Source organism: Nostoc sp. WHI (assembly GCF_015714725.1).
Classification (GTDB): Bacteria; Cyanobacteriota; Cyanobacteriia; order Cyanobacteriales; family Nostocaceae; genus Nostoc.
Genome location: NZ_WBKM01000050.1, coordinates 44,501 through 69,761, shown reverse-complemented (window position 1 = coordinate 69,761; position 25,261 = coordinate 44,501). Strand labels below are relative to the sequence as shown.

The 25,261-nt window shown below is 41.3% G+C and carries 21 protein-coding genes and 2 pseudogenes; 12 read left to right on the top strand and 11 right to left on the bottom strand.

Going from position 1 to position 25,261, the window contains the following annotated elements; all coding sequences use genetic code 11:
* Positions 1-397: 397 nt before the first annotated feature.
* On the bottom strand, positions 398-1,474 hold the full coding sequence (gene acsF / locus F8S12_RS05265; protein WP_196515290.1) for a magnesium-protoporphyrin IX monomethyl ester (oxidative) cyclase: 1,077 nt from the start codon (positions 1,472-1,474) through the stop codon (positions 398-400).
* A gap of 545 nt (positions 1,475-2,019) precedes the next feature.
* Between acsF and F8S12_RS05260 the strand changes: the two genes are divergently transcribed.
* The gene (locus F8S12_RS05260; protein ID WP_196515294.1) at positions 2,020-2,514 is read left to right on the top strand and encodes a TM2 domain-containing protein; all 495 of its coding nucleotides are present in this window, start codon (positions 2,020-2,022) and stop codon (positions 2,512-2,514) included.
* Between the two features lie 59 nt (positions 2,515-2,573).
* On the opposite strand, the gene F8S12_RS05255 is transcribed toward F8S12_RS05260, so the two are convergent.
* Both F8S12_RS05255 and F8S12_RS05250 read right to left on the bottom strand, forming a co-directional pair.
* Positions 2,574-3,140: a DUF2996 domain-containing protein gene (locus tag F8S12_RS05255; protein ID WP_196515289.1), complete on the bottom strand. Its 567-nt coding sequence runs from the start codon at positions 3,138-3,140 to the stop codon at positions 2,574-2,576.
* Positions 3,141-3,387: 247 nt separating this feature from the next.
* The gene (locus F8S12_RS05250) at positions 3,388-4,446 is read right to left on the bottom strand and encodes a DMT family transporter (protein WP_196515288.1); all 1,059 of its coding nucleotides are present in this window, start codon (positions 4,444-4,446) and stop codon (positions 3,388-3,390) included.
* Positions 4,447-4,702: 256 nt separating this feature from the next.
* Here F8S12_RS05250 and F8S12_RS05245 point away from each other — a divergent pair, with 256 nt between their 5' ends.
* The gene (locus F8S12_RS05245; RefSeq protein ID WP_196515287.1) at positions 4,703-5,065 is read left to right on the top strand and encodes a hypothetical protein; all 363 of its coding nucleotides are present in this window, start codon (positions 4,703-4,705) and stop codon (positions 5,063-5,065) included.
* A 335-nt stretch (positions 5,066-5,400) separates the two neighbouring features.
* Here F8S12_RS05245 and F8S12_RS05240 read toward each other — a convergent pair whose 3' ends face one another.
* The 3 genes from F8S12_RS05240 to F8S12_RS05230 form a co-directional block, all read right to left on the bottom strand.
* The gene (locus F8S12_RS05240) at positions 5,401-5,721 is read right to left on the bottom strand and encodes a DMT family transporter (protein WP_230967806.1); all 321 of its coding nucleotides are present in this window, start codon (positions 5,719-5,721) and stop codon (positions 5,401-5,403) included.
* A 466-nt stretch (positions 5,722-6,187) separates the two neighbouring features.
* Complete coding sequence (locus F8S12_RS05235) at positions 6,188-6,604, bottom strand: hypothetical protein (RefSeq protein ID WP_196515286.1); 417 nt, start codon at positions 6,602-6,604, stop codon at positions 6,188-6,190.
* 3 nt (positions 6,605-6,607) lie between these two features.
* Positions 6,608-7,462 carry an FAD-binding domain-containing protein gene (locus F8S12_RS05230; RefSeq protein ID WP_196515285.1) on the bottom strand — a complete coding sequence of 285 codons (855 nt, stop codon included), beginning with the start codon at positions 7,460-7,462 and terminating at the stop codon, positions 6,608-6,610.
* A gap of 272 nt (positions 7,463-7,734) precedes the next feature.
* Here F8S12_RS05230 and F8S12_RS05225 point away from each other — a divergent pair, with 272 nt between their 5' ends.
* Both F8S12_RS05225 and bcp read left to right on the top strand, forming a co-directional pair.
* The gene (locus F8S12_RS05225; protein WP_196515284.1) at positions 7,735-9,486 is read left to right on the top strand and encodes a serine/threonine protein kinase; all 1,752 of its coding nucleotides are present in this window, start codon (positions 7,735-7,737) and stop codon (positions 9,484-9,486) included.
* 145 nt (positions 9,487-9,631) lie between these two features.
* Complete coding sequence (gene bcp / locus F8S12_RS05220) at positions 9,632-10,111, top strand: thioredoxin-dependent thiol peroxidase (RefSeq protein ID WP_196515283.1); 480 nt, start codon at positions 9,632-9,634, stop codon at positions 10,109-10,111.
* 436 nt (positions 10,112-10,547) lie between these two features.
* On the opposite strand, the gene F8S12_RS05215 is transcribed toward bcp, so the two are convergent.
* Positions 10,548-11,765, bottom strand: coding sequence for a glycosyltransferase family 4 protein (locus tag F8S12_RS05215; RefSeq protein ID WP_196515282.1), 1,218 nt, complete (start codon positions 11,763-11,765; stop codon positions 10,548-10,550).
* Positions 11,766-12,572: 807 nt separating this feature from the next.
* Between F8S12_RS05215 and F8S12_RS05210 the strand changes: the two genes are divergently transcribed.
* The 3 genes and pseudogenes from F8S12_RS05210 to F8S12_RS05205 all read left to right on the top strand — a co-directional run bounded on the left by F8S12_RS05210 (position 12,573) and on the right by F8S12_RS05205 (position 14,073).
* Entirely contained in the window at positions 12,573-13,562 is a 990-nt protein-coding gene (locus tag F8S12_RS05210) for a DUF1517 domain-containing protein (RefSeq protein WP_196515281.1), read from the top strand.
* A gap of 10 nt (positions 13,563-13,572) precedes the next feature.
* Positions 13,573-13,704 (top strand): annotated as a pseudogene (locus F8S12_RS42235) (DUF6887 family protein); the annotation flags it as partial.
* Between the two features lie 141 nt (positions 13,705-13,845).
* Entirely contained in the window at positions 13,846-14,073 is a 228-nt protein-coding gene (locus F8S12_RS05205; protein ID WP_196515280.1) for a DUF433 domain-containing protein, read from the top strand.
* A gap of 279 nt (positions 14,074-14,352) precedes the next feature.
* Here F8S12_RS05205 and F8S12_RS05195 read toward each other — a convergent pair whose 3' ends face one another.
* From F8S12_RS05195 to recN, 4 genes are all read right to left on the bottom strand, one after another.
* Positions 14,353-14,814: a hypothetical protein gene (locus F8S12_RS05195; protein WP_196515278.1), complete on the bottom strand. Its 462-nt coding sequence runs from the start codon at positions 14,812-14,814 to the stop codon at positions 14,353-14,355.
* A 27-nt stretch (positions 14,815-14,841) separates the two neighbouring features.
* Complete coding sequence (locus tag F8S12_RS05190; protein WP_196515277.1) at positions 14,842-16,680, bottom strand: bifunctional serine/threonine-protein kinase/formylglycine-generating enzyme family protein; 1,839 nt, start codon at positions 16,678-16,680, stop codon at positions 14,842-14,844.
* A gap of 307 nt (positions 16,681-16,987) precedes the next feature.
* On the bottom strand, positions 16,988-17,722 hold the full coding sequence (locus F8S12_RS05185) for an ABC transporter permease (RefSeq protein WP_230967805.1): 735 nt from the start codon (positions 17,720-17,722) through the stop codon (positions 16,988-16,990).
* A 196-nt stretch (positions 17,723-17,918) separates the two neighbouring features.
* Positions 17,919-19,658, bottom strand: a complete 1,740-nt coding sequence (gene recN, locus F8S12_RS05180) for a DNA repair protein RecN (RefSeq protein ID WP_196515275.1) — start codon at positions 19,656-19,658, stop codon at positions 17,919-17,921.
* 262 nt (positions 19,659-19,920) lie between these two features.
* On the opposite strand from recN, the gene F8S12_RS05175 reads away from it, so the two are divergent.
* From F8S12_RS05175 to tilS, 5 genes and pseudogenes are all read left to right on the top strand, one after another.
* Positions 19,921-21,912: an ABC1 kinase family protein gene (locus tag F8S12_RS05175; protein ID WP_196515274.1), complete on the top strand. Its 1,992-nt coding sequence runs from the start codon at positions 19,921-19,923 to the stop codon at positions 21,910-21,912.
* Positions 21,913-21,985: 73 nt separating this feature from the next.
* The gene (gene ccsB, locus F8S12_RS05170; RefSeq protein WP_196515273.1) at positions 21,986-23,041 is read left to right on the top strand and encodes a c-type cytochrome biogenesis protein CcsB; all 1,056 of its coding nucleotides are present in this window, start codon (positions 21,986-21,988) and stop codon (positions 23,039-23,041) included.
* A gap of 377 nt (positions 23,042-23,418) precedes the next feature.
* Positions 23,419-23,727, top strand: a complete 309-nt coding sequence (locus F8S12_RS05165; RefSeq protein ID WP_196515272.1) for a KGK domain-containing protein — start codon at positions 23,419-23,421, stop codon at positions 23,725-23,727.
* A 130-nt stretch (positions 23,728-23,857) separates the two neighbouring features.
* Positions 23,858-24,478: a Uma2 family endonuclease gene (locus tag F8S12_RS05160; RefSeq protein WP_196515271.1), complete on the top strand. Its 621-nt coding sequence runs from the start codon at positions 23,858-23,860 to the stop codon at positions 24,476-24,478.
* A gap of 12 nt (positions 24,479-24,490) precedes the next feature.
* A pseudogene (tilS, locus tag F8S12_RS05155) lies at positions 24,491-25,234 on the top strand (tRNA lysidine(34) synthetase TilS); the annotation flags it as partial.
* Positions 25,235-25,261 lie beyond the last annotated feature (27 nt).

The window sequence follows — 25,261 nt, the reverse complement described above, 5'->3', positions numbered from 1 at the left end:
ATATATGGCCATCCGATTTGATTTTTGAACTTATCTGGGTAGGTAGGCAAGAGGCAAGAGGCAACGGGAAAGAATGCTCTTTGATCTGTACGGAGTTTTTTCAGAAATTAAATCATAGTCCTATAGTTTGATTTATTCTTACTACGCTTGGGTTAGTGATATTTAGTGTTCGGAGATCCCCCCAACCCCCCTTAAAAAGTGGGGCTAATATCTCTTTTACCCCCTTTTTAAGGGGGTCGCCGCAGGCGGGGGGATCTTAACCCAAGGGTATTGACTTATACCTAACCTAGCTGCTTAAACTGATTGACGAGTAGTACTCATTAGGATGAATTTTTAGACAAAAAAAGTGGTTCTGTTAATTGTAGAACCACTAAAGCTTTTGCAAACTTGCTATAACTTAACGAACTGTCCCTTCAGCAGAAACAGTATTAATCGGTTTCATCAGGTACAACCGCAATAACAGCCAGCCATTGGAGATGTAAAGCGGTAGTTTCTGGAAGAATTGCAGGAATTTGGGAGTATTAGAGTTAGCGATCGCACTCAGCTTTTCGTTATTTTTTATACAAATATCCAACCGCTCATAAAACTCTGGATTTTCTACATCCAGCATAAGCGGGAATACCCTACCTGCGTTTTCGTTGGTTTTCTTAATTACATGGATGTCGTATTCTCGTGCATCTAATCCCAGGGTGGCATAAAAGTCCTTGCGTTGGATGTCATTGAGATACATTGTTGCAAACACCGACAATAGGAAGAACCGACTCCACAGCCGTGCTTTCCAATCATTCAATATTTGCGGCTGAGATTTCATCAGCGCATCGAAGAAATCACTGTGACGATTTTCATCCTGACACCAGTTTTCAAAGAACCGGAAGATTGGATAAATCCGGTCTTCGGGATGTGCTTCTAAATGGCGATAAATGGTGATATAGCGCCAATAACCAATCTTCTCAGAAATATAAGTGGCGTAAAAGATGAATTTCGGTTTAAAGAAGGTATAATCGCGGCTCTTAGTCAAAAACCCTAAATCTAGGGACAGATCAAAGTCCGACATAGCTTTGTTCAAAAAGCCAGCGTGACGCGCTTCATCCCGTGACATCAGGTTAAAGCACTCTGCCAAGACGGGGCTTTTGCCTTTCAAGCGACGACCGAGTTCTTTATACAGTAAAAAGCCAGAAAACTCTGCCGTACAGGAGCGTTCTAGAAATTCAACGAACAATCGGCGAGTTTCCCCGTCAATATGATCCCAGGATTGTTCAAATTCGGCATCCCGAACAAAGTGATGGCGATTGTAGTCAGTGCGAAACTCTTCGAGAATGGCTCTTAACTCATCTTCGTTGATGGAAATGTCCATCCGCGCCATTTCATCAAAATCGGTGGTATAAAACCGAGGTGTTAACAGGGTTTCTTTCGCCGGGACTTTAATCCCTGGCCGTATTTCTTCAAAGCCTGGTTTTTTGAGGGAATCTACCATGTCTTGATTGCTCTTTCGTCTTTATTATCTTAAGTACATCCTTCGGGTGACGCTACGCACAGTCGCTCATGGCGGAAACCCTCAAGACTGGACTGCCTCACCAAAAAGCCAAGGGTAATGCTCTGGCAAGGCGCAATAGCTGACAATAATCCAATTGTATAAAGTTTAGTCTACCAAGGTGGGGGTTACAAAGCTAGTAAGTGAAAGATTAAGAGTTGCAACAATGATTCAACTTTTGCGGAATCGAGAATCGCGGATTGGTAGTCAATTCAATGTAGTTCAGCATTCAGCACTGTTTTGATCAAGTTGAGTAGCACACGCTTATCCTATTCTCAAAACGCTACCATCTCAGTAATTTTCTGTGGTTGTTATTACAATTAAGTTAGGTAGCTTGATCATAAATTGCTCATCTTAGAATTAACAATCTATGACTGGCATGATTACTGAAAAGTTTTAATTGCGCTATCTATCCATGCTGATATGCAAAAAACAGTATGGAAAACCATCTTAGACAACAAGAGCAAACCCAAAGGGTTGAAAACAAGATGAATCTTGAAAACAATCAGCAGAAAGACCGATTACTTGTCTCTTACATCTTGTGTGCAGTCGGATTTTTCGGGGTGGGAGGGCTGCACCGCCTATACAATGGCAAGATAGGGACAGGTTTATTGTGGCTGTTTACTTTTGGTTTCTTGTATGTAGGACAAATTGTGGATCTGTTGCTCATCCCCGGTATGGTTGATGAATATGAACACAAACTGAGACTAAAAGCAGGTGTATCTCCCTTGGGTGTACCTTTAAATCAAGCAGTGGTTGCTTCCCAAGTCCACCGCCCAACTGGTAATCAACTCATGATTAAACTGATTGAAGCCGCAGAAAGCAAAGGTGGTACTCTAACTGTGACTCAAGGTGTGAAGTTTACGGGAGCTAGCTTTGCTGAAGTAGAAAATACTCTTAAAGAGATGTATAAATCAGGTTATGTAAAAATTGATAACGACCCCAATACTGGAGCCGTTATTTACCATTTCCATGAACTTTAATTGTTATTAGTGATTTGTCATTTGTCCTTTGTTAAAAACCAATGACCAATGACCAATGACTAATTTCTACCTAACCACTTTTGACCGTCCAAGCGCTGAACTAAGCCAAACACCAACAAATCGAGGGTAATTTTACGCTCATCGATTAAAAATGACTCAAGAGTGCTGGGTTTTTTGCCTTCATTACAGGAAAATCCTTTTTTCCCTTGAATATCTTCTTCGGGGAAATACAGGTTAAACTGACGCAGACCAATTTCCGACCAACTGCCAATAACTTGCCAGCATTCTTCGGTGGATTCAAAACCAGTGATTGGCATCTTCTGCTTGGCAAAAGACACTTGTAAATCTTGCACGCCTTGTTGAGCGATCGCTTTTTGTAAGGCTGGCAAGTAATCTTGCTCAATAAACTCTACAAATGGCTTATCTTCAACAGATGGGGCTTTTTCCTTTTTGGCGGCTTTAGCTGCGGCGGGTTTTTCTCCTGGTGCGGCGGCTGCGGTTTTTGGATCTGGCGCGTTGGCAGTAGGAAGGTCTGTAGCTTCGGTTGAATCTGTACTAGGAACCTGCTTGTCAGCAGTGGTGGGAGCTACCTCTCCCGCTTGATTTTGATTGGTTTGGTCTGCCATTGCTCAGGTCAATCCTTTAATCTTGCTTTTGGAGCGATCGCTCACCTTGAGGTATCGGGTATTTTCATTTTGACATACTAATGCAGCAGGGCAAAACTAACTGCTGTACAATTATGAAATAACGCAAAAGCTGAGAAAATAAGCCTTCTTGCTTCCTCCTGCGCCGTACCCCTTCAATTTTGGATTTGCGGTTTTAGATGTTCAATCCAAAATCCAAAATCTAAAATCTAAAATTCTTCCGCCTCTTTCAAATCCCCTTGAATCCCATACCATTTTCTGCTTGTTGTTGTAATTGAGTAGAATTTACCTTGTCAGACGCAACGCTGCCGTTCTTCTTACGCCAAATACCAAATTGGCTCAGGAATAGACCTACTAAAACCAAGCTACCACCAATATATTGAGGTAAGGTAGGGACTTCACCCAAAATTAAATAAGCCGCTAGGATGCCCACAATTGGGCTAAATGAGCCAACTAAGGAAGCCATAGATATAGTGGAAGTTTTCAAGCCTTTAATCCAAAAAGACTGACCTACTACTACAATCAACCCACCATAGAGAAACATCCACTGCCACAGAAATGGTGAGAGTGCATCAGCGAAATGATCGCTGCCATAGAGTACTAAAGCAAAAAAGAAAAAGATTACGGTTCCTAGTGCAGTACGATAGATACTATAGATTCCCAGAGGAATTTGCGAGAGGTATTTCTTGCCGATAATTGTAGAAGCGGCTATGGCTACCGATCCAGCTACTGCCAAAAGTTCTCCTATACCTAACCCGAAACCTCCCATGTTCATCATCGCTTCCCCTGGTGGCTGAAGGATGATAGTTAGGATAACACCGATCAAAGCTGCGATCGCTCCAATAAATTCCCAAATATTTACCCTATCCTTCAATAACCAGACTGATAAAGCCAGAGTTAGAGGCGGTTCCAAGCGTCCAACTAAGATGACATTGTTCACCCCTGTGAGTGCAAGTGCCTGGAAAATTAAGCCAGGGGCCAACGCTCCTGATAAAATAGCTACTGCCGTTAGACTGACCCAATCTTTCTTTGATATCTGCTTCAAGGTAGCTTTGTTCCATTCTCGCCCATAAATTAGGATCAGAAGTATCAAGGCGCAAAGGTTTCCCACGAATAAAACATTACACAAAGAAATCGGATTGCGATTACCCATGAAATGTTGGGCACCAATTTCTGTTAGCTTCCGGGTAACTGCGCTAGATGCTGCAAAAATTAGCATTGCTAGCCAGAGATATGTTTGTCCAGAAATTCTATGGATTAGGCGATGTGGTCTTTTGGGTCTAGTCACAATAACACCACTGCAATGAAAGCATTGCTCATTATACTAAGTTACCTTCATTCTGAACTCAATGAAGTTTTGCTGAGAGAACACTTAAATTCTGCTGTGACTTTGAGTAACCATGAGTACCTGAGAAAGTGATGAGAATTAACTAAATTTTCTCAAGGGATAAATTCATGAAAATAGCGGTTTAGTTTCAATAAGGTCTCACTCCCACCTGAGATAGTTTGGATGTTCAGGATAAAACAGAGAAGAGGAGTCACAAATGAAACTCGCCCCCCTACTTACAAGTGTTGCCTTGGTTGGTTTTTTCACAGTTTGGGACGTACCATTAAAGGTGATAAATCCATTATTAGTACAGGCATCAGCAGCCGAAGAAATGTCTGTAGCTCAGAAACTAGATTTGCTTACTAAGAGTAAGGGTAAGATAGGTAGTGGTGATCAACTGCGTCGTTTCTTTTTTGGTGACTTGGAGCCAATCGGTATCCAGGTAGGTGGTGCAGGTCACGTAGTTAATCTTTACAACAAAGCCAATAATGTTACATTTGCTTACTGTTCACACTACGATGTGATTGTTGCGATTAAGAAAGGTAAGGTAACTAAATTTGAACCCAGTGAAGTGAAGTAATCCTAAATCGACTTGCCGATTAATACTTTGCTAAAACCAAAGGAGCTACTTGATGACATTTAAGTTGCAATTGCCCTAGCAATAGTCAGATTGAGTCTTCCCAAAAAAGCATTAAAGTTCTTGCAGAAGTTGAGAAAGGGGTAAAGAGAAAGAGATAAAATTTTCTTTTTAGCTTTGCCCTTTAACTCTTGTTACAGCCCTATAGCTAAGTCTGATCATTTTGCTCTTTTAACGGAGCAATAAAAAATGCTGGTGTATTGACTACAACAGCAACAAGCAGAATGATCAATTTTAGTTTATTCACCTGATAAATTCTAACATGAATGAGGCATCTTTTATTGACTTGCATTAATGCCAATTACCCCTATGACTATTAAGGCGATCGACATGAGTTTGATGAATGTAGCAGATTCACGAAACCAGATAATACCAATAATAGCAATTAGGACAGTTCCCAATCCAGCCCATACAGAATAAGCTACACTCACTTCAAGTCTTTTGAGAGCAAGCGTCAAAAAAGTAAAACAAAGTCCATAAAAAACAAAGATTAATACGGAAGGGCCTATTTTAGTAAATCCTTGCGATAATTTCATGCAAGTTGTGCCTGAAACTTCAAAGATTATTGCTGCAATCAGGTAAATCCAACTTATTGACATATCTGTTTTCAGCAGTTTGTTAGGAGTCTTTCATTATGTCTGTGAAAATAAAAAAATACAACAGATAATATAACTATTTATTAAACTAAATAAAAAGTACTCCCCTTTTGGAGAGAGCTTTTTAGTGTGAATTACTTAGCCTATACAGATTTATTAGGAAAGTGCAAAGTTTTAAATGTTTTACAGACATTTAAGGTAACTGAAATTTACTCTTCTGGCACGTAATTTTCATTTTCAGCCAATTCTAGCTTTATGTATACGATGTATAAGTAGCTGAGCGAAATTAAATATAATATGTCATTGCGAGCGAAACGCAGTGGAGTGAAGCAATCGCAAAGGCTGAGATTGCTTCACTTCGTACCCTACGGGAACGCCAAGGGCGAACGCAATGACAAACTATCTTATATTTATTTAGAACCATCTACTTACAAGCGAAGCATACTAAGGTTCACAATTCCAAATTCGACTATTCAAAAACATAATTTTGAGCCACTTTCCAATAGCGGGAGAACCGCTTCAGGTCAATATAGCCATCATAGTCAAAAAATGGTTCTACTTCTAGCACTTGGACTGCTAGCGATCGCTCCATTTCTTTGCAGATATCATCGAACCGGGGACTGGGACTGTCGGCTGTTACAACTAGATTTGCGTTATGTTCTTTTGCAAAAGCCAAAATTTCTTGTGCCACATTACCACGACGGATAACAACGGGTAACTCTAACAAGCATTCGTAGATAAAAGCGAGACGTTTGAGACTTAGTTGCCATTCTTCTATCAAAGCCTCGTCCCAAACCCAGATAGCTGGTGCATCGGGGTATTTTTGTAGTACAGGGTTGTATGGACTGAGGCAATCTCCATGCACCCAAACAATTGGTTTACTCATTTTTCACTTTTTACCTTTTTTCCCATGCTGCCAACTTTGGCTGTTAGCTTGTTTACTAAATTCCCCTTTAGGAAAAAGTTGCTGTTCTAATTCTTCATAGCTGCCTTCAAAATCACAATGACCGTAAAGGGGACATTTCTGACAATAAACGCTTTTGGTGTAGCGTTCTAAGTTCTCACGATTGAAAAAATACGGTTTATGACTAAAAGTGCTGGCAACCCACTGCCATGACATATTATTACTAGCAGGATCTCCATCTAAAAGGTGTTCGAGAAACCACTTGGCTCCTGTTTGCCAACGAATCCGCCGCCAATGAACAATATAAGCCGCTAGCCACATTCGTGCGTGGTTATGTAGATAGCCAGTTTCTTTCAAGTCACGGCTAAAACTGTCGATGCAAACTCTGTCTGTGGTTCCTTGTCTGATATCTTGCGGCAATTCGGGTGTATATTCACCCGCAGCGTAACCAGTTTTGTATTCTTCTTGGTCTTTCCAGATTCCATCCCCTAACTTTACATACAACCGTTGCCAGTAGTCGCGCCAGCCTAACTCGTTAATTAGTTTCGTAGCATCGTCTTGGTGCTGTACCTGGTCAAGGACATAATCTCGAATTTCTCGCAAGCTCAAAACGCCATAGCGGATGTAAGGCGAAAGTCGCGTGACTGCACCTGTGAAAAAATTACGTGTTTGCGCGTAGCCTACTGGGTCAATTTTTTGCAGCGCTATCTGTGCCGCTTTGCGTCCCCCCACAGTTTTGCTGATGTGGCTATCGCGTTGTGCCACAGTTGGAAATTGTTCGCGGAGGTAGGCTACCAACTCATCGCGGTTGGTAAATTCGCGTTGCATATCTTTAGTCATGTGAACTTTGAAGGGTGAGAATAGATAAACAAAAATATCTGTAGGTTAAGTCATTATTATGGCGGATAAATATAAGCGTACACCGCAGGGGTTGCCGCAGGCATCGCTCTCAACCTTATAAGAGAAATTTTTTCATGGTAAGTAAGCAAAGATGAATCAGTGTGTAGGCTAGCAAGAACCGCAGGCATTGTTCATTGTCCTAATTTTTACTGGTGACGTGAATATCGCAGTAAGGCTAGACTATCGGGGCAAACTGTGTTGCAAAAAACACCATGACCCTCTGCATCAATCCCCACTGCCCAAGACCCCAAAATTCTGAAAATATCCTGTTTTGTCAAGCCTGTGGCTCAGAATTGCTCTTGGAAGGACGGTATCGAGTGACTCGCCAATTAGGTGCTGGTGGTTTTGCCAAGACATTTGAAGTCAACCACGCTAACACCCTCAAAGTATTAAAAGTTCTGATGCTGGATGATGCCAAGGCAGTATCGCTGTTTCAGCAAGAGGCACAAGTCTTAAGCCATCTGAATCATCCAGGAATTCCAAAAGGAGATGGGTACTTTGCATTTTCTCCCAAAAATAGCCAAGCGCCACTGCATTGCTTGGTAATGGAGAAAATCGAGGGGTTGGACTTGTACCAATATATGGAACAACGAAGTAATCGCCCAATTGATGAAAAGTTAGCACTCTTATGGCTAACTCAGTTGGTAAATATTTTGCATGAAGTGCATCAGCAGAACTTTTTTCATAGAGATATCAAGCCACCAAATATTATGCTCAAAGCCGATGGACATCTGGCTTTGATAGACTTTGGTACAGCAAGAGAAGTTACACCAACCTATCATCAAAAAGCAGCAGGGCAGAATATAACAGGGATTTTTTCACCAGGTTATACACCACTAGAACAAGCCAATGGTAAAGCCGTACCACAATCAGACTTTTTCGCCCTGGGTCGTACATTTGTTTATTTACTTACCGGCAAATCTCCAGATCAATTTTCTGAAGACCCGCGAACTGGTAAGTTAATGTGGCGAGACAGTGCTTTACAAGTTTCTAAACAGGTAGCTGGTTTGATTGATTATCTTATGGAAGCATTTCCTGGCAAGCGTCCTCAAAATGCCCAGATGATTTTGAGGTGTCTATCGGAAATTAATTCAACTGTGCAGTCATATTCCCCTTCTTCTTCAACATCACAATTACCACCTACAGAAATAGAAAAGCCTAAACAAAGTAGGCAAGTTAAAACGTCAGCAGCTACTCAAATTCAATCTTCAAAAACTGAAACTAATATATTTTCCAGCAAAAATGCCCAATTCACAGGTGCAGCAATTGCTTTTGCTATACTTTTTTTAATTAAATTCGGTAGTCGGGGAATTTATAAGTTATTTGATTCTCATGCAAGTCAGCCAGTGGTGACTTCAACACCAACTGAGTTACAAGCAAGTAATTCTGAGCAAGCAAATACTGATTCCACGAGTCAACAACCTTTTATTTCCGAGGAAAATATCCCTTCGGGTGTTCCATCTGATTGGAAGAAGTTTGAGGGTAGTGGCTCAGAATTGTGGTTGCCTCCAAGTTGGGAGAGTGGAGATTATAGATCAATGAAGAAGTCAGGCAGTCACAATCCACAAATTGAGCAGTTTGCTCAACAAGTACAACAAAATCCCTCAGCTTTTCCAATTTTTGCTTTCGACTCAATCAAGGGTAACTCAGGCTTCCTAACTAATGTAATTGTCTCAAAGGAACAAGTAACTCCTACAATTAATTTAGAAACTTACTTACAAGAGGAGAGCAAGCACTTTCCTGCTCAAATTCGTATAGTGGATATGAAAACCGCGTCGGTTGAAGGTTATGAGATAGGACGGATAATCACAGAAACATCACTAGGTAGAAGTGGAAAACAAATACATTATATCATTAAAGATGGTAGGACTATTTGGAGTGTAATTTTTTCTACTGGGGCAGATGAATTTGAACAAAGATTACCAATCTTGGAAGCAAGTCTTCGTACCTTTTCACTTAAGTAGTAGCTTGTAAGTAAAAATTGCTTCTAATTGTTTGGGTTTTGTTATTGTTCAACCAAAACTAATACTATTCGTAATTAGTGGTTACGTACGATCGCTCAATATATGTACAATTCTAAAGCGATCGCAATCTCTCACACCCTCCATCATGAGCAACATTCCCCAAGTCGGACAACCAGCACCAGATTTCTCTACTCTTGACCAAAATGGCAATTCAGTCACTCTCGACGACCTCAGCAGTCAGTGGATTGTCCTCTACTTCTACCCCAAAGATGACACCCCTGGCTGTACCACCGAAGCGAAAGATTTCACCGAGTTGTATCAAGACTTCAGCGCACTGGGAGCGAAAATCTTAGGCGTAAGTCCAGATTCGGGTAAGTCCCATTGTAAATTTATCAGCAAACATAACTTGTCAATCACCCTTTTAAGTGACCCCGAACATATTTTGACAGAAGCCTATGGCGCTTGGCAATTGAAAAAATTTATGGGCAAAGAATATATGGGTGTTGTTCGCTCAACCTTCCTAATTTCACCTGATAAAATAGTTGCCTATGCTTGGCCGAATGTCAAAACTAAAGGTCATGCTCAAGCAGTTTTAACTAAATTACGGGAATTAGCAGCCACGTAAACGCGACTGGATGCGGGTATAGTTACAGCAATGTTACGTGAATCATATTTATAGTAATAAAGCAGATTCAAAAATTGATATCCAATCCTGATTTTAATTCCTTAAAAAGCCTGTTATTTATTCTCTACACGCCTAATTACAAATTAACTCTAGCTCAAGATATAGCGGTTCCCTGGTAAATAAAGTACATATTAAAACCTCACCCTTGCTTTACCCAAAGGTAAATCTTTCCCTCTCCTTAGTAAGGAGAGGGAAAGGTTTTGCGTAGCAGAACCAGGGTGAGGTTAAGCTGTACCTCGCTAGATTAGGAAACGCTATATCATCGCTACTAGAAGTTATATAGTTCGCACTCAACATTAAACGTTCTATGACATATCCACCTTTGATCCTTCGCGCTTCCATGCCATCAATCAGGATGTAAGCATTAAATATTTGCTCACCTATTATCAGTTTTATATAAACATTTATAAGCAGTTTTACGCTTTGCGAATTCTTTACCTTTGCGACCAAACTGCTCACGTAATTGCTGATCTTTACACAACCTATTGAAAGCTTGAAAAACTTCATAACCAGAATTGGGATTAACCAGTATCCCATTTTCTTCATGCTGAACTGTGTCTAGAACACCGCCTAAGCGAGGGGCAATTACAGGCTTACCGAAGTAACTTGCTTCTAAATAAACCATACCAAAACCCTCCATACTATTAGCTTTAGTATCCAATAAAGTCAGCATGGCAAATATGTCGCAAGCTGCATAATAACCTGCTAATTCTCGCTCTGGCACATATCCGGTAAAGTGGACACGCTTATTTACCCGTAAACGATGCACCAGAGATTTAAGTTCCGACTCACAAGAACCTTGTCCGCAAAGTATATAGTGAACATCGACTCCAAAAGTTAGCAATAGTGGGATGTTATCAATCACTCGGTCAAAACCTTGGTGTTTTACTAGCCTTCCTATGGAGAGAATAACTATTGCTGTTTCGGGAATATTGTAGGTTTGACGCACGCGAACACGTAAATCATTGAGGCTATTTGGATTCGCGGCATTACCAAATTTTTCTGGTCTAATTACTGGGTTAATGATGTGAGTAGGAGTATCTAATCGCAAAGCAGTTCTGAGGTAGTCTCTTGTATAAGAACTATTACAAATAATGCCTTCGGCTCGTTTGAGTGTTAATTTAAATAGCGATCGCAGCACGGGATTGTGTAAAGTACAAAGAAGATCATTGCCGTGCAGATAGATAAAAAAGCGAATAGGTAAGAAATAGCTCAATAGTAACAGCGAAGCAAAGTCATAGCCGTGACCCCACTCAATATAACGGTAGTGATAGCGAAAATAGAGTTTAATTGCTAGCACAAATGAGCAGACGATATTGACCAAAGGCTTCAGGATACTCCCCACCCAGCCACTACGCCAATATCTAGGATAAGACCAGCGATATATAGGAAATTGTTGACCTTCGTCAAATACTTTATCTCCTGAGCAACTAGCCGTCAGTACAATAACTCTTTCTGGATCTTGGAGACAGCGATTGTAGATATATTCTCCAATGACAGCTTCTTTCGGCAGAAAGATCCGGGAGATAACTAGAATATCCGGGTATGCAGCTTTGTCTGTAATTTCGGCTGTTAGTTGAGAAATATGTTCCATGATTAAAGTTAATAACTATTATTTCAAATAATTTTTAATTTCTTTACAATTAGGAGGACTTTTAAAAGCAAAATTAATTATTATTGTTTTTTAACTGAATGCGGTAGACAGACCTTAAATCTATTTTAGAACATTAGTCAGTAAGATTAGTTTTTTAATTGTGTTAATTTTATTTTTACAGGCAAATTTATCATTACTTGAGAATTTCTGTGCATGTGAACAATAAATAAAAGCTAGCACTTGTAGCCAAATTGCTTTCACTCGCGGCACAAAAACTTAAGTGGGTATTTGCTCCCATCTCCGGTATCTGGCTGGACTTAGTGATAGGCATCACGCACACTTGCTAGCCTAGCGCGTATACGTAAATCTTAAGCTGCCAGATGTAACAAATGCTGTTGAAAAGTTAAAAATATTCTCCTACCTGGTGACAAAACAAGTAGAGTGAAGTATTAAAAAATTAGTCAAAATAATTACTAAAAATTAAAATCATCTGTATAATTCAAAACTGTACTCTTAAAGTGCTAGTCCAAAAGATAGCAACGATTACTCGTAGGCGTAGCCCGTCGTAGACATCGCAAGCTTCGGCGATTGTAAACATATCTTAAGGTACGGTTCCCCAGTCGAGAAATCCCCCCTGCGATCGCTACCTACCCAACATAAGACGCGGTAAATTGAATATGTAGCCTCTAAAATGTGATTGCTACAAACTCGCTTGATTGTTACAGGCTGTCCTTAGCTACATACCGCAACACTCCTACGAGCATCAAGAAAAATCATAAATAATTCCATTTTTCAAGCGATTGTATTATGCGTAAAAAACTACAACAAACCATCAAACCGCTCTTAAAAACCTTCTTCGCCTTAAGCCTGGTGTTAACTTTGGCTTTTGCTCACGCCGATGGAGCATTAGCTGCTCGCAGTGGCGGTAGAATCGGTGGTGGCTCCTTTAGAGCGCCTTCCAGCAGCCGCACCTATACACCGCGTACCTATGCACCTCCTGGCGGTGGCGGATACTATCCTGGTGGTGGTTTTGGTGGTGGTGGCTTTGGCTTTCCCTTCCTAATTCCCTTCTGGGGTATTGGGGGAGGATTCGGTGGTATATTTACCATCTTAATCTTCTTGGCGATCGCTAACTTCCTATTACAAAGTTTCCGCCGCATCTCTAGCGGTGAAACTGAAGAAACAGATTACAGCAGTAACTCTTCTGTTTCTGTAAGCCGTTTGCAAGTAGGTTTGTTAGCTCAAGCCCGTGAATTGCAAAATGAACTCAACCACATTGCCGAAACTGCTGATACTAACACCCCAGAAGGGAGAGCAGAAATTCTGCAAGAAGCTAGCCTAGCTTTACTCCGCCATCCCGAATACTTTGTATATGCAGGTGGTGGCACTCAACAAGCCAGTTTAAATTCAGCTGAAGGTCAGTTTAACCGCCTGTCACTTGCAGAACGCAGCAAGTTTAGCGAAGAAACTCTTTCTAACGTCAACAACCAGCTTAGAGCAGCCCTTGCCAAAGATGCTTTACCCCCGGCTGGTGAACTCGACAACCCTACCCGTCTAATTACCGAAGGCCCTGGTGAATACATTATCGTCACCTTATTGGCAGCGACATTTGGTAAGTTTGAAATCCCAACAGCTATTAACAGTGCTGATGATTTGCGTCAAGCTTTGCGGCAAATTGGTAGCATCCCCAGTGAGAAACTTCTGGCAATTGAAGTTCTTTGGACTCCGCAAGCTGAAGGCGATACTCTCACATCTGATGATGTATTGGCAAATTATCCTGATTTGAGATTGGTTTAATTACGTCAGGACTCATCCACAGAATACTGACGCATTTCACAAGTACATGGATAGATTGAATGAGTACCCCGGTGTACTTTGCACTACAGATGAAGAGTTTGAGGCTGAAGTCCAAAAGCGAATCAATCAATTGCAAGGTTAAACCAAACAATTAAGTCTGATAAGGCGTTGTGCTACAAACACAACGCTTTTTATTTTACTTCAGCAGAGGCTTTTTTGTGTAACTCCAGTCAGGAAAGGGTTCGTAGGCGATATAGTAGACGAATAAATAGCAAAAAAGATTATGATTACCTTATTCCAAAGTCCAGTAAATTCTGATGCAGAAGTCATGGGCGGGACTTTGGTATTCCGAAATACGAGAGTCCCAGCCCAATCGCTTCTTGAGTATTTAGATGACGGATTTTCTCTAGAGGAGTTTTTGGACAATTTTCCATCTGTCACTCGTGTAGATGCGGTGAATTTTCTGAAACTTGCTCGTCAACAAGTTCAACATGAAAATCATTCTGGATGAGAATTTACCAAAAGCTTTGAAGGGATATTTTTCAGCTTATGAAGTGACAACTGTTCAAGAGCAGGGATGGGCTGGAGTTAAGAATGGCGAACTGATTGCGAGGATTGATGGTGTGTATGATATTTTTCTCACATCAGATAAGAATTTGAAATACCAGCAAAATTTGACTGGAAGAAGTATAGCGATTATTGAGCTTCCTACAAATCGATTAAAGCTATTAACAACTATCACCGATAAAATTTTGGCCGAAGTTGAGAGTATTTCGCTATTGCTTTTAATTCAGAGACTTGTTCTAACCCACCAGCTTATTTTCTCCAAATTAGCACTTATTTCATGCCAAAAACTTGCTGATTCCTCTGCTTCTCTTGTTATTTCAAGCATTTTATAAATGCAGTCGAAGTTTTTTTGAATCAATTGTTTATCTAGTTTAGGAATATCTAATTTAAGATATTTTAGACGGTTAGGTAATTCTACTTTCTCTTTTGTAGGTAAATTGGGAATTTGCTCAACTAGTTCTAAAACTTTATCTATTGATGCAATTACTTCTTTCAGGCTCGGCTTTTTAGCTTGTAATTGTAAATCCTTTTCTTCAAAGGTTTCTTCTTGATTCCCTAACTTTACTATTACTATTTTAACCAAGAAAATATTGTAATCTACCGCACTTACTTCACCCACTTGTTTTTGATATTTTCCACTTTTATTTATAAGTACTATGTCACCTTTCTCAATTTTATCGTTCATAATTTATACAACTTCAACATAAAATTGCTAAATAATATCTTCTACGGAAAATACTACTCTAAAGCCAGAAATTCTCAGTCCACCGTCTGACTCATTCCAACTGCGACTGGCGCTGCGACAAAGTTCTGCACCGAAACTCCAAGAACCACCGCGTAGCACCCGGCGATGTATATCACCGCCAACTTCCCAAGCTGTTCCATCTAAAGGCGCATCGTTGTAATTGTTGTGCCACGAATCAGCACACCATTCCCAAACTAGCCCATGCATATCGTACAATCCAAAGGCATTAGCGACTTCAAAACTACCGACATTTGTTGTTTCTTTACGGAATTTGCTTTTTGGTTCGACAGCGCAACTGACTAACTCAGAAGTAACCGTTTCGCCAAAGTGGAAGGATGTTGTAGTTCCAGCACGACAAGCATATTCCCATTCAGCTTCACTCGGTAAACGATAGTCGCGTCCAGTTTTTTCTGATAGCCTGAGACAGAATTCTACAGCCTCATACCAAGATACATTTTCCACTGGTCTATCTAGACCTTTAAATTTTGATGGATTGGGATTTAAGATTTGTTTGATTTTGGGTAAAGCTGCTACTACTTTCCACTGTGCTTGAGTTACAGGAAATTTTCCCATAAAAAATGGTTCGACGGTAACTTTGTGCCGAGGACGTTCGTCAGCATCTCCTTCAAACTCTGGTGAACCCATCATATACGTACCACCAGGAATCGATACCATTTCTAATGTGACAGACTTACCCAATTCTTCGGCAAAGAAGTTTGCACTACAGTTCATCCGGTTTACTTCTCTACCACCTGTGTCTACTGTCACTACGTCAAATTCAAAAGTTTCTAACGGGGGTAATGGTACTATTATTTTTTGTGGTAATGGCGGTAATAGGGGTTGAGACATTGAGACAATTTTTAAGGCAACAGGTTCAATGTTCAATGTTGTAAACTTTAAATCATTAATAACTTCTACTGCTGTTTGATATCTTTCGCTCGGTAGATGTTTCAGTAATTTATCTAAAATTTTTCCTAAGTCGTCGCTGATAGTAATGCCTCTTTCCTGTAACCGTTCGCGCCACAACCACTTAGCATTCATTGCATCATAAATAGGGTCATTAATCTGTCCCGAAGCATCCTGTAAAGGCAAACATTGAGTTAAAAGACGCACGCAAGTTACACCCAAAGCGTACAAATCACTGGCGTGACAAGCAAATCCAGCCATTTGTTCAGTTGGTGCATAACCAAGAGTATAAATTACTGTAGCTTGTCTTCCTAAACTGGTTTGTGTTACCTGTTTAGCACCGCCAAAGTCAATTAATACGGGTTTTTCATCACTTGCACGGCGAATAATATTTTCTGGTTTGATATCCCGATGAATGACATTATGGGTATGAATAAAATCAAGAACTGGCAATAAATCAGCTAATAGTTTCCAAATTTGTTCTTCACGATATATTTGTTGCTGAACTTCTTGTAAGAGAGTTTTTCCTTGAATAAATTCTTGCACAAGATACAAGCTAGAACCTTGTTCAAAATAAGCGAGTAATCTGGGAATCTGGGTATGATTTTCTCCCAGTTCATACAACCGAAAAGCTTCTTCTTTAAAAAATTCTGCTGCTTTGGTGCGTTGTCCTGTTCCCTGAAATTGTGGGAAAAATTGCTTGATGACGCAAGGCGCATTTAGTCTGTCTACGTCTTCTGTAGCATAAGTTCTGCTGAACCCACCTTCACCTAAGAGTCTTAATACGCGGTAACGGTTTCTGAGAAGTTTGCCAAAGTTGCTTTGTCCGCAACTCACGCAAAATCTATTGCCATCAGAGTTAAATGGATTTGAGCAATTGGGATTTTGGCAGATTTGCATAATGAAGGGGAAATAGCATCTTCTCCAAAGTTAGCCCCAATATTATCTAATTGAAAACAGTGATGTAGAGAAGCGAACACGGAAGTTTTTCCATGTGCTTAAAACTCTCTTTCATAGAAGGATGATTAATAATTCAAAATTAAAAAGAGTTAGATAAAAACAGCAGCGTCTTGCGGGGGTTCCTACCGTTGTGGCGACTGCGGGGGATTTTAAACCCTGACTGAAACTGATGCACCCTACATTTTAATATAGCTGTTGTTCACTATCCAAAAAAGTTTGCAAAGAACTTTATTGCCAATTGCGACTCTTATTTGAAAGTTTTATTCTCTCCAGCGATGCGAATTAATTCAGCTACAAGAGCAACGATCGCAGATACTGAAATCAACATAACACTCAAAGCATTAATATCAGGCTTGACTCCTGTTCTAATCCGGCTAAAAATTTCCATTGGCAGGGTGTTAGAACCGCTACCAGCTGTGAAACTGGCAATGAGAAAATCATCTAAGCTGAGGACAAAAGCCAAAAGACAACCAGCTACAATACCAGGCATTAATTGAGGCAGTAATACTTTGATGAAGGCTTGAATTGGTGTAGCCCCTAAATCTAGTGCTGCTTCTTCTAAGTGAGGATCTAAATTTGTAAGTCGTGAGGCAACTACAAGTCCGACGTAGGCGAGACAAAACACTACATGGGCTGCAACTATCGTCCACAAACTTAAAGGTATTGCAAACGCCGCTAGACACACCAAAGTAGCCACTGCGATCGCAATATCGGGAATAATCAATGGTAGGTAAGCAACACCGCGATACAATTTCTTCCCAGGAAATTCGTAACGCGCTAACCCAACCGCCATCAAAGTTCCCAGCACTGCTGAAATTGCCACTGCACAACCAGCAACGATCATACTGTTTTGCAAAGCCGATAAAATGCGATCGTCACTGAATAATTTGCCATACCAATCAAGAGTGAATCCTTGCCAAGTTGCACTGTAGGGCGATTGATTAAAGCTATAAAAGGCAAGTACCACTATAGGGAGGTACATGAATACAAATATAAGCAGTGAGAAAACCGCCTGCCATGAGACACGCGGTTTTTTAAGGGAGGGAGAAATATTCACGTTTATATATGATTTTTCTTTATAGGACAATAAACTATCATATTTTCTGTAAAAAGTCAATATTTTAACTCTCTTCTCTGTAAATATCCCCTACATTTCAACCTCTTGTCAATTCTTAAATTTAGACTTGCTCCCTGCGGCGGTGGTTAGCAGCTTGCAATAACAGAGATTCGGCAAAAGCGATCGCATCACTTGCAGATTTACCACCAGCTAACTGCGCTAGTTCTTCCCGGCGGGTGGTTAAATTATCCAAGGTAGTAACTCGCACAACGGTACGCTGTTCGGCGTTGTCTTTTTTATTTTTGCCTTGATTAATAATTTGCTTATCTACGCGGAAATGCCGATCGGCCATTGCAGCAACTAAGGGCTGGTGAGTAACACACAATACTTGGTTGCGTTGACTTAACTGGTGTAATTTTTCAGCGATCGCTTGGGCGACTCTTCCCGAAACCCCGACATCAATTTCATCAAATACCATTGTCCCAGCCACATCAACCTGGGAAAAACAAGTTTTCAGCGCCAGTAAAAAGCGGCTCATTTCACCGCCAGAGGCAATTTCTGTTAAAGGTTGCAGTGGTTCTCCAGGGTTGGGACTAAATATAAAGGTAATTTTATCTGCTCCCATAGCAGTTGGGGAAGCAGGCAGTATCTCAACCTGAAATTTCACCTTTTCCATCGCTAGGGGCTTGAGTTCAGTTATCAAACGTGATTCTAAATTAGCAGCCGCCTTACTCCGCAGTTGAGTTAACTGATTACTTCCTTGGATGAGTTTTTCAAAACACACCTTTTCTTGCTGTTCTAGGTTTTCAATAGATTGTTCGCTGTCGTTAAGTATCCCTAACTCCCCTTGGATACGTTGGTAATAAGCGATCGCTTCTGTTAGTGTCGGCCCATACTTGCGGCAAATTTGCTTTAATTCCTGAATCCGTTCTTCCACTTCTTCCAACCGATGGGGATCGGCTTCTAAACCATCCCCATAGGCATTAATTTGCTTTCCCACTTCCATTACCGCAGCTTGCGCGTCTCTTACCAATTCCAACAAAGGTTGCAGTTGGGTATCATATTCCACCATGTGATTTAACGTTGCTTCACTGTCTCCCAATAAATCTGCTGCGGCTGGGGTTTCATTATCGTTTTGATACAAAGCTTGATAAACTTTGTAACTCATCTGTTGCAAATCGACGACATGATTCAGGCGTTCTCGTTCTTGTCCCAACTGTTCCAATTCATTAGATTCGCTAAGATTAACTGCTCCCAATTCTTGCACTTGATAATTGAGCAAGTCGAATTGTTGCAACCGTTCCCGTTCAGATGTCCGGCGTTTTTCTAGTGCTAGATGCGCCTGTTGGTAAGTACTGAAGCTGGTGGCGACTTTATGGCGCTGCTGCATTAAAGAGTCACCGCCATATAAATCCAACCAGTCGCGGACTTGGGCGGATTGTCCCACTTGTACCGCTTGGCCTTGGGCTGTGATTTCCACCAAGCGATCGCGCATTCCTCCCATGATCTGCCGATTTACCAACACGCCATTTACCCGCGATCGGCTGCGGATATTACTAGCAGTAGCCGTAATTTCTCGGCTAATCACTACGGAATTTTCATCAAGCAAATCTATTTCTTGTTCAGTCAACCAAGCAGCTAGGGGGGCGTTTGAGGTGAAAGTTGCTTCTACCATTGCCCGACTTGTCCCTGTGCGAATGACTCGACTAGAGACTTTACCGCCTAAAGCGGCATCAATGGCATCCAAGATAATCGATTTTCCAGCGCCGGTTTCACCCGTCAACACATTTAATCCCGCGCCAAATTCCAATTCCAGTTGGTCAATTAGGGCAAAGTTTTCAATTCGCAGGCAAAGCAACATCAAGCCAAATTCTCCATAAGGGCAGATGCCGGGTAGTTTCAATTTACAGAACAATGTAAGGATGATTTTTCGGCAATTAGCAATACCTACTACTATTAAACTAATATGCCCATTTAAGTTTAGCAGACCTCCTGGTACTGAGAACTTTTAAGAGGCAGAGGAAGGAGTAGGTGAGGGAGAGGGAAAATAATAATACTTATTCCCAATCCTGAACATATTGTTACAATACTTAATGTGATCGTTCTGACTGGTGGCCTTCTTCATGATTGTTAAGACACTTCCCCCTAGTTCCCGACCGATTCAGGAGGACAGTAGCAACGGCACAAGTCGCCGAGGCGAACTGGACGTTATTGATGTAGTGCCAGAAGAAAATGGTACACAAAGCTTAGTTGTTCGCTCGCCAAGCCTCTTAGCCGCCCAAAAGATCAGGACAACAGCTCAACCTGAGACGCTTTACGATCCCGTGAGCATAGCGGCACATTACCAAAATAGACCCCTGGAAGTTGTACGGCGGATTTTCGCCGTGTTGGGGCCGACTCTATCCTTTGTTTTTGGGTTGTGGTCGGATGGTAAACGGGGAATTGTCGTCAAAAATGATCGCCGCCGAGCCACTCAGCTCCGAGTATTGCTGACCCAACTGGGGCCTGCTTACATCAAAATTGGCCAAGCTTTGTCCACCAGACCGGATCTGGTTCCTCCCGTATTCTTAGAAGAATTAACTAAGCTACAAGACCAATTACCGCCTTTTCCCAACGAAATTGCTTACCAGTTTATCACAGAAGAACTAGGTGCACCTCCCCAAGAGGTTTACGCGGAACTCTCAGCCCAGCCAATTGCTGCGGCTTCCTTGGGGCAAGTCTATAAAGGTAAGCTAAAAACTGGTGAAGAAGTCGCTGTTAAAGTCCAACGCGCCGACTTAAGAGAGAGAATCACCATTGACTTGTATATTTTGCGTAACCTCGCCGCCTGGGTGCAGAAAAAGGTCAAACGGGTAAAAAGTGACTTAGTTGGTATTCTCGATGAATTAGGCGATCGCATCTTTGAAGAGATGGACTACATCCACGAAGGTGAAAATGCCGAAAGATTTTTCGAGTTATACGGTCACATGAAAGACGTATACGTACCGAAAATTTACTGGGAATATACTAATCGTCGCGTCTTGACGATGGAGTGGATTAATGGCACCAAATTAACCCAGACAGAAGAAATTAAAGCCCAAGGTATCAATGCTCGTTATCTAATTGAAGTGGGTGTGCAGTGTTCCCTGCGCCAGTTGCTAGAACATGGATTTTTCCACGCCGATCCCCACCCTGGTAATTTGTTAGCCACAACCGATGGCAAATTAGCTTATCTCGACTTTGGGATGATGAGTGAGATTAAGCCACTACAGCGTTATGGTTTAATTGAAGCGATCGTCCACGTCGTCAACCGTGACTTTGAAGGGTTAGCAAAAGATTACGTTAAGTTAGATTTCTTATCACCAGAAACCGATTTAACACCAATAATCCCAGCTTTTGCGAGAGTCTTTGCTGATGCTCAAGGAGCCAGTGTTGCCGAACTCAACATTAAAAGCATCACCGATGAACTATCGGCTTTGATGTATGAGTATCCTTTCCGCGTACCGCCCTACTACGCCTTAATTATTCGCTCCCTCGTGACGCTCGAAGGTATTGCAATCTTTATAGATCCAAACTTTAAAGTTCTCAGCGAAGCTTATCCCTACGTTTCCAAACGTCTGTTAACTGACCCAGCACCGCAATTAAGAGCATCATTGCAAGATTTGCTATTTAAAGATGGCAGATTTCGCTGGAATCGCTTAGAAAACTTGTTAAAAAATGCACGTAATAGTCAAGACTACGACTTTAATTTAGTCCTGAATCAGGGAATAGAATTTCTGTCATCTGAACGCGGAGCTTTTATTCGTGACAAACTGGTAGATGAATCTGTTAACGGACTCGATGCTTTAGGTAAGAATGTTTTACATAACTTCACCTATTTGCTGCGGGAACGGGTAGGGTTGACAGGAGTTAATAAAACTCCGGCGGCGACAGTTGAGCAACAACAAACCTTGGAGCATATCAAACGTATATTAGGTATTCTCAGAGAAACACAAGGCTTTGACCCAGTAAAACTTGCCTCCCAAATTGCCCAGTTACTGGTAAATCCAGGTGTGCAACGTTTAGGTCAACAAATTGCCAACCGCTTTACGCAGAAGGCTGTAGCTAGGTTAATTCGGCAATTGCTGGCATCGTAGTAAAATTTATGAGTTAAAAACTTTCTAGAACTCATAAACCATTACTTTAAATCATCCACGGAGAGAACACTTTATGAATCTGGTTGTACTCCAAAACTGGCTGGACAATGCCTCCTTTGCCATATTATTCCTAACAATGCTCGTGTATTGGGGAGGAGCGGCTTTTCCAAATCTGCCTTATCTAGCCGCTTTAGGGACAGGTGGGATGGCGATCGCTAATTTGTGCATGGCGACTCTACTAGGGGCACGATGGATAGAAGCTGGTTACTTTCCTCTAAGTAATCTGTATGAATCTCTGTTTTTCTTAACTTGGGGAATTACCACTGTCCATCTAATTGCCGAAAATAGTAGCCGTAGCCGCTTAGTAGGAGTTGTTACAGCTCCGGTGGCAATGTTGATCGCTGCTTTTGCTACCATGACACTACCATCCCAGATGCAAGCGTCAGAACCCCTAGTACCTGCCTTGAAGTCAAATTGGCTGATGATGCATGTCAGCGTCATGATGTTAAGTTATTCTGCTTTGATGGTGGGTTCGTTATTAGCGATCGCTTTTCTAATTGTCACTCGCGGTCAAGATATCCAACTGCAAGGCAGTTCAGTAGGTACTGGTGGTTATCGCAGCAACGGTTACCGCTTGCACAAAGCATCTGAGTTAGTTTCTCAACCACCAGCCCCCCCTATCGAAAATAACGGCTTTACTCGTTTTGAAAGCAGTGGCAACGGCAACGGTAACACTGCTGTTCTGGGTTTAGTAGCTGCCCCTGAGTCTCAAACCGTAACATTTGCTGAACCTCTTTCACCCCAGCGCCTTAGCCTTGCCGAAACCCTCGACAACATTAGTTATCGCATCATTGGACTAGGTTTTCCTTTATTGACAATTGGGATCATTGCCGGTGGCGTTTGGGCTAACGAAGCGTGGGGTTCCTACTGGAGTTGGGACCCCAAAGAAACTTGGGCATTAATCACCTGGTTAGTTTTCGCCGCCTACCTCCACTCACGAATCACTCGCGGTTGGCAAGGGCGTAGTCCCGCAATTTTAGCCGCCACCGGCTTTGTCGTTGTCTGGGTTTGCTATCTCGGTGTGAATCTTTTAGGTAAAGGTTTGCATTCTTACGGTTGGTTCTTCTAAAAACCTCACCTAATTTTGGAAATCGCCCTCACCCAAAAATAATCAGGGCGTTGCTTAATTTGAGTATGAATGATTCTTTTTAATCTCATGTGAAGATAGGCAAATATCTAGATTCAGTTTGCGCGGCAGTCGCTTTCCTCGTTCCCAGGCTCCGCCTGGGAATGCATTCATTGAGTCTCTGGCTCAATGTCTGACTTCCTCTAAGAGGTTGTTTGAAAAGTCCTATTGTAGGTATCAAAAGATAATAGTCATCAGCAGCAACCGAAGAAAAATTAACTTTATATTGGATAGCACTAAATCTACAAAATCATCATTATTTTATTTCGGATCAACTACTAAATCTGTAGAAAGTATAGATTTAGTGATAGGAGATTTTTATGGAAGATGGATTCGACAGACTGAATCACGATGAAGTTGTGTCTATAGAACCAGACACTTTTAATAAGTTAAATATTGCTAAAACTTTTAAAGTCCGTGATTTAATTACAGCAATTAAGGAATATATTGGAGCAGATGAGCCAGATGAAGTAAATTTGTATACCCAAGGATTAAATTGTGAAGTTTTGCAGTTTAGTACTCAGGGATGGAAAAAAGGAAAAGTTAGACTTGCTTTAGAATTTTGTCCTGATGAATCTGAATCACCACTTGATGAAATTTTTCAGAAACTTAAACAAGTAGAAAACTAATATCTAGTGAAATCGTACTAAGTTTAATAAATTTAGCCCTTCTCTACTCGCACAGGAGGGCTAAAGAGTAGATGTAAGATTAACCACTATACTTTAGGAATTTTAAGTCCTTTTTTAGCAGGTTAACAATATGGTTCAGACTCCAGTTAAAAAACTAACTTTTGAAGAGTTTCTAGAACAATACCCTGATGGCTCTGGCATTTACGAACTAAGCAACGGAGAGATTATATCAGTGGAGGCAACTAGAGCGCATAAGAATGTGGCAAGGTTTTTAATGCTTGCCTTCAATGATGAAATTAGACGCTTGGGATTAGACTATATTGCTGACAAAGATGTGATCATTAGAACGTTTACTGATACTGGGCAAGAACAAGGCAGAAATCCAGATGTGAGCGTAGTTAGTGAATCACAGTGGAATAGTAATGTTCTAGCCTATGGGGCGCTGATTGAGCCAATTCAACTTGCTGTGGAAGTCACCTCAACAAACTGGGATGATGATTACATTGACAAACTAGATGAGTATCATCGGCTCGGTATCCTTGAGTATTGGATTGTTGACTATCTGGCGATCGCTTCTCGCGCTTATCTCGGTAATCCCAAACTCCCCACGATTTTTGTTTACCAGTTAGTTTACGGACAGTATCAAATCCAAAAGTTTACGGGCAATGACCGCATTCTTTCTACTACTTTTCCCGAACTAGTGTTAACTGTTAAAGAAGTTGTGGCTGCAAGTCAAATCAAAAAACTATGAGGAGTTCCAAAAATGGTATGGACTTCTCTACATGCAAAAATACATCGCACTATCAAATCGCGTCACTTATTTGAGCATAACCAGCGTCTATTAATCGCTGTCTCTGGCGGACAAGATTCTTTATGTTTAATAAAATTACTTTTAGATTTACAATCCAAATGGGGATGGTATTTAGGTATTGCTCACTGTGATCATCGCTGGCGTTCTGATTCTCAAGCTAATGCTAATCACGTCGAAAACTTAGCTAAAACTTGGGATATATCTTTTTATTTAGAAACAGCGATCGCTCCGGTAAATAGTGAAGCTGCTGCACGCGATTGGCGCTATCAAGCTTTAAGTGCGATCGCTCAGGCAAACAATTATCAATATATAGTTACAGGACACACCGCAAGCGATCGCGCCGAAACTCTCCTCTACAATTTAATTCGCGGTACTGGTGCTGATGGCTTACAAGCCCTAACTTGGCAACGCTCTCTAACTACAGACATTATGCTAGTGCGTCCACTTTTAGAAATCACTCGCACACAAACAGAGCAATTTTGTCAAGAGTTTAAATTGCCAATTTGGGAAGATTCTACCAATCAAGATTTGAAATACGCCCGCAACCGTATCCGCAAAGAGTTATTACCATATTTACAAAAAAATTTCAATCTTCAAGTAGAATCAGCCTTAGCCCAAACAGCAGAACTGCTGCAAGCGGAAGTGGAATATTTAGAAAAAGCTGCCCAGCAGTTGCGGGAAGAGGCGATGTCATGGGACATAGGGCATGGGGCATGGGGCATG